General features: G+C 68.9%; 7 protein-coding genes. 5 read left to right on the top strand and 2 right to left on the bottom strand.

The annotated features are described in order from the left end of the window. Positions 1-22: 22 nt before the first annotated feature. The 5 genes from RTM68_RS05485 to RTM68_RS05505 all read left to right on the top strand — a co-directional run bounded on the left by RTM68_RS05485 (position 23) and on the right by RTM68_RS05505 (position 3,222). A complete protein-coding gene (locus tag RTM68_RS05485; RefSeq protein ID WP_312169040.1) occupies positions 23-262 on the top strand; it encodes a twin-arginine translocase TatA/TatE family subunit in 240 nt (79 codons plus the stop codon). Positions 263-265: 3 nt separating this feature from the next. Next, on the top strand, positions 266-1,078 hold the full coding sequence (tatC, locus tag RTM68_RS05490) for a twin-arginine translocase subunit TatC (protein ID WP_312169042.1): 813 nt from the start codon (positions 266-268) through the stop codon (positions 1,076-1,078). A gap of 2 nt (positions 1,079-1,080) precedes the next feature. Then, positions 1,081-1,473 (top strand): Sec-independent protein translocase TatB, encoded by a 393-nt coding sequence (locus RTM68_RS05495; protein ID WP_312169043.1) that lies wholly within the window; start codon positions 1,081-1,083, stop codon positions 1,471-1,473. A 201-nt stretch (positions 1,474-1,674) separates the two neighbouring features. Next, complete coding sequence (locus RTM68_RS05500) at positions 1,675-1,959, top strand: hypothetical protein (RefSeq protein WP_312169044.1); 285 nt, start codon at positions 1,675-1,677, stop codon at positions 1,957-1,959. A gap of 144 nt (positions 1,960-2,103) precedes the next feature. Beyond that, entirely contained in the window at positions 2,104-3,222 is a 1,119-nt protein-coding gene (locus tag RTM68_RS05505; RefSeq protein ID WP_396654191.1) for a fatty acid desaturase family protein, read from the top strand. A gap of 59 nt (positions 3,223-3,281) precedes the next feature. Here the strand turns inward: RTM68_RS05505 and RTM68_RS05510 are convergent, their stop codons facing one another. Then, the gene (locus RTM68_RS05510) at positions 3,282-3,935 is read right to left on the bottom strand and encodes a response regulator transcription factor (RefSeq protein ID WP_312169045.1); all 654 of its coding nucleotides are present in this window, start codon (positions 3,933-3,935) and stop codon (positions 3,282-3,284) included. Next, positions 3,932-4,355, bottom strand: a 424-nt coding sequence (locus RTM68_RS05515; RefSeq protein WP_396654189.1) for a sensor histidine kinase, incomplete at its 5' end; no start/stop codon positions are given. The genes RTM68_RS05510 and RTM68_RS05515, both read right to left, overlap by 4 nt.

A 4,355-nucleotide genomic window follows, 5' to 3' on the forward strand; every position in this document is an offset into this window, starting at 1 on the left:
CACAGAGAAGAAGGAGAGAGAAATGCTGCAGAACCTCACGGGCTGGCACGCCCTGATCATCCTCGCCATCGTCGTCCTGATCTTCGGCGCCGCGAAGCTCCCCGCGCTCGCCAAGAGCGTCGGACAGTCCATGCGCATCCTCAAGACCGAGGTCGCCGAACCCGTCGCCGAGCCTGTCGCCGCACCCGTCGGCCACCCCGTCGCCGCACCCGTCGGCCACCCCGTCGCGGCTCCGGCAACGGCCTCACGCCAGCCGGAGTAGATGATGACCACCCTCGCTCCGGCATCCGAAGCGGCCCGGGTCTCCTCCGGGATGCCGCTGTCGTCGCACCTGCGGGAGGCGCGCGTCCGCGCCGCCCGTGCGGCGGCGGCGCTTCTGGTGGGGGTGGTCATCGGCTACCTCGTCTCCGATCAGGTCATGGATGTCCTGCGGGCGCCGATCGTCGCGCTCGCCGAGTCCCGCGACGCGAGCCTGAACTTCGACAGCATCACCGGCGCATTCGACCTCAGGATCAAGATCGCCCTCTTCACGGGCGTCGCGCTGTCGAGCCCGGTCTGGATGTACGAGCTCCTCGCCTTCCTCGCACCGGGGCTCGAACGGCGCGAGAAGAGGTACACCTTCGGGTTCCTCGCGGCATCCGTCCCGCTCTTCGTCGCCGGGTGCGTGGCGGGGCTGCTGCTGTTCCCGCGGATGGTCGAACTGCTCGCGGGGTTCGCCTCGACCGAGGACAGCACCCTGCTGCAGGCCTCGTACTACGTCGACTTCGTGCTCAAGATCGTCCTCGCGACCGGACTCGCCTTCGTGCTGCCCGTGTTCCTCGTGGTCCTCAATCTGCTGGGCGTGGTGTCTGCGCGCTCCCTCGCCCGCAGCTGGCGGATCGTGGTCGTCGCGATCGTGCTCTTCAGCGCCACCGTCACGCCGGCGGCCGACGTGCTGTCGATGTTCCTGATCGCGGTGCCGATGACCGTGCTCTTCGCCGCCGCGCTGCTTCTCGCCTGGTTGCACGACCGGCGCCTCGCGCGCCGTGCCTCGGCGTCGTCGGGCGCACCCTCACCCGCCGCAGAACATCGGGAGTGATCATGTTCGGACTCACGATCGAGAAGCTCTTCGTCGTCGCTCTGCTCGCCACAGTCATCATCGGCCCGCGGCGGCTGCCGGACTACGCGAGTCGTCTCGCCACGCTCGTGCGGCATCTCACGGTGCGGGCGAGCGATGCGGCCCGCCGCGTCGAGCGCGAGACCGGGGTCGGTGCACTGCGCGACGACTGGACCACGCTCGACCCCAGGCAGTACGACCCGCGACGCATCATCCGTGAGGCGTGGGCGGCGAGCAGCGCGGCAGGGGCTGTCGTGCCCGCGCCGGATGACGCCGGTGCATCCTCGGATGCCGCCGTCGAACGCGAGATCGCAGGGGAGTGGGTGACGATCGGCTCCTCGGGCCACCCGCGTCGGGTGTGGGTCCCCGCCGAGTGACCCGAACGGCTCCGCACCGTCGGCTGGTGATATCTGTTAGACTGTGTGAGCTACGTGTGACATGGCCTCCCTCCAGGCCGCCGCGTCGCCACTGATCAGGGCCATCACGGACCAAGCGCATCGACGCGCGCGATCCGCCCTCGATCTCACATCTTCGCGAGCCGCATCCTGCGTGCCCGCCGCACAGCAATGAGTATCACCATGAGTACGACCACCTTTCCCGCTTCCGATCCGCTGACCTGGAAACAGGCCGACACCGATGTGCACGTCGCGACCCGTGCCGGCGAATTCGCCGGTTTCGTCGAGTTCGACGGCACCACCCACCTCGTGCGCGACCAGCGCGGTCTCGAGCTCGGCACCTTCGCCTCGCTCGACGACGCGCGGGATGCTCTCGAAGGCGCGCATGCCCCCGAGAAGCCGCCGCTGAGCTTCACCTTCACGCTGCCGCGTATGCTCCGGCGACGTCCGCGGCGAGCCCGCGCCTGACGCCTGCGGAGCCCGTGACCTGAGAGTTGTCAGGGCATCGCGACGTATTCCGCGCACTGCATGCGGGGAGGGTTAGCCTGAGTTAAGCGTTGGGCGATCTGCCTTGGGCTTCCACAGCTCACGGGCTCCAATCGACAGGAGAGCATCATCTCCATTGCACAGGTCGAAACGACCGCCACGCTCGGACCGGTACGCCAGACGTATTCCGGCAACGCAGAGTTCCCTCCCATGGCGCAGGCTTACAAGCAGGTGTCGCAGGTGGTGAAGGAGACCGGCCTCCTGCAGCGCGCCGGCTGGTTCTACCTCCTCGTCGGCGCCGGCCTCGCCGTCGCCCTCGGTGGCGTGATCACCGGATTCATCCTGCTCGGCGACAGCTGGTTCCAGCTGCTCATGGCCGCGGCGCTCGGCATCATCCTCACCCAGGTCGCGTTCCTCGCCCATGAGGCGGCGCACCGTCAGATCCTCTCGTCGGGTCCCGCGAACTTCCGTCTCGCGCGCATCCTGGCAGCCGGCGTCGTCGGCATCAGCTACGCCTGGTGGGACTCGAAGCACACCAAGCATCACGGCAACCCGAACCAGGTGGGCAAGGACCCCGACATCGAGGTCGACACGATCTCGTTCCTCGAGACGGATGCCGCGCAGTCGCGCGGGATCGTCCGCCTGATCACGCGCAAGCAGGGCTGGCTGTTCTTCCCGCTGCTCACGCTCGAAGGCCTCAACCTGCACTACCTCGGCGTCAAGCACCTCGTGACCGGCAAGAAGGCCAAGGGCCGCTGGATCGAGCTGGGCCTCATCGCCCTGCGCTTCGCGATCGTGCTCATCCCCGTCTTCCTGATGCTTCCGCTCGGCATGGCCTTCGCCTTCATGGGCGTGCAGCTCGCCGTGTTCGGCGTGTACATGGGCGCCTCGTTCGCGCCGAACCACAAGGGCATGCCGATCATCGACCCGAACGCGCGTCTCGACTTCTTCTCGAAGCAGGTGCGCACGTCGCGCAACATCCGCGGCGGTTGGTGGGCCACGTGGCTCATGGGCGGTCTCAACTACCAGGTCGAGCACCACCTGTTCCCGAACATGCCGCGCCCGCACCTCTCCAAGGCTCGCGAGATCGTGCGCGACTACTGCGCATCGAACGACGTGCCGTACACCGAGACCAGCCTCGGCCGGTCGTACGCCATCGTCATCGAATACCTCAACCGCGTCGGCCTCGCCGCCGGTGCCGACCCGTTCGACTGCCCGGCATCCGCGCAGTTCGGTCGCGCGTAGTCACACGCCGCACCGGAGTCGACAGGCCCTCATCCTTCGGGATGGGGGCCTTTCGCATGCTACCCGCGCGTGGCTCGATCTGCACGTGAGGAGAGCAGACCCAGTTCCAGGGCCAGAGTGACGGCACGTGTGCGATCCGAGACCTCGAGCTTCTCGAAGACATGGATCAGGTGGGTCTTGACCGTGGCCTCGCCGATGAAGAGGTCGCGCGCGATCTCGGGGTTGCTGCGTCCCGCGGCCACGAGCCGCAGCACCTCGAGCTCGCGCGGGCTCAGCTGAGGGCGTTCGGGGCGGTCGCCGCGCATGCGGGTGACGAGCGTCGCCGCGATCGCGGGCGCGAGCACGGTGTGTCCTTCGGCGACGGCGCGGATGCCGGCCACGATCTCCTCCTGCGGCGCGGCCTTGAGCAGGTAGCCGCTGGCTCCCGCCTCGATCGCGCCGAGGATGTCGTCGTCCGTCTCATAGGTCGTGAGCACGAGCACCCGCACGGCGGGGTGCTCCGCCACGATGCGGGCGGTCGCCTCGATGCCCGAGACGCCGGGCATCCGGAGATCCATCAGCACCACATCGGGGCGCACCCGCGCGGCGAGCGCCACGGCCTCCGCGCCGTCGGACGCCTCTCCGACGACGTCGAGTCCGGGATCGAGGGCCAGGAGGCCGACGATGCCGGAGCGGACGATGGGATGGTCGTCGGCGACGATCACGCGGATCATGGAGCGCTCTCCTTCTCTCGGACGAGCGGTATGCGCACCGTCAGGTCGGTCCCGGGGGAGTCCCCGTCCGTGACGGTCAGGGTGCCGCCGACGAGGGCGACGCGTTCCCGCATCCCGGCGAGGCCGAAGCCCCGATCGTCGTCGATCGATATGCCTCCGAGGCCTCGCCCGTCGTCGCGGATGCGGAGCTCTGCGGCATCCGCCGTCAGGAGCGTGATGCGGGCCGCGGCCGCTCCGGAGTGCTTGCGGACATTCGCGAGCCCCTCCTGGGCGCACCGCAGCAGCACGACCTGCACGTCGCGGGCGAGCGTGGCATCGGAGGCTGCGACCTCGACGCGCATCCCCGTCTCGCGGGCGAACCGATCCCCGAGGCGGCGCAGGGCATCGCCGAGCGAATCGGCGGACGGAGCCGGCGAGGTT

It is taken from the genome of Microbacterium sp., from assembly GCF_031988965.1.
GTDB lineage: Bacteria > Actinomycetota > Actinomycetes > Actinomycetales > Microbacteriaceae > Microbacterium.

Coding starts and splice junctions, on each gene's coding strand:
- RTM68_RS05485 (WP_312169040.1), top strand. CDS start 23: ATGCTGCAGAACCTCACGGGCTGGCACGCCCTGATCATCCTCGCCATC.
- tatC (WP_312169042.1), top strand. CDS start 266: ATGACCACCCTCGCTCCGGCATCCGAAGCGGCCCGGGTCTCCTCCGGG.
- RTM68_RS05495 (WP_312169043.1), top strand. CDS start 1,081: ATGTTCGGACTCACGATCGAGAAGCTCTTCGTCGTCGCTCTGCTCGCC.
- RTM68_RS05500 (WP_312169044.1), top strand. CDS start 1,675: ATGAGTACGACCACCTTTCCCGCTTCCGATCCGCTGACCTGGAAACAG.
- RTM68_RS05510 (WP_312169045.1), bottom strand. CDS start 3,935: ATGATCCGCGTGATCGTCGCCGACGACCATCCCATCGTCCGCTCCGGC.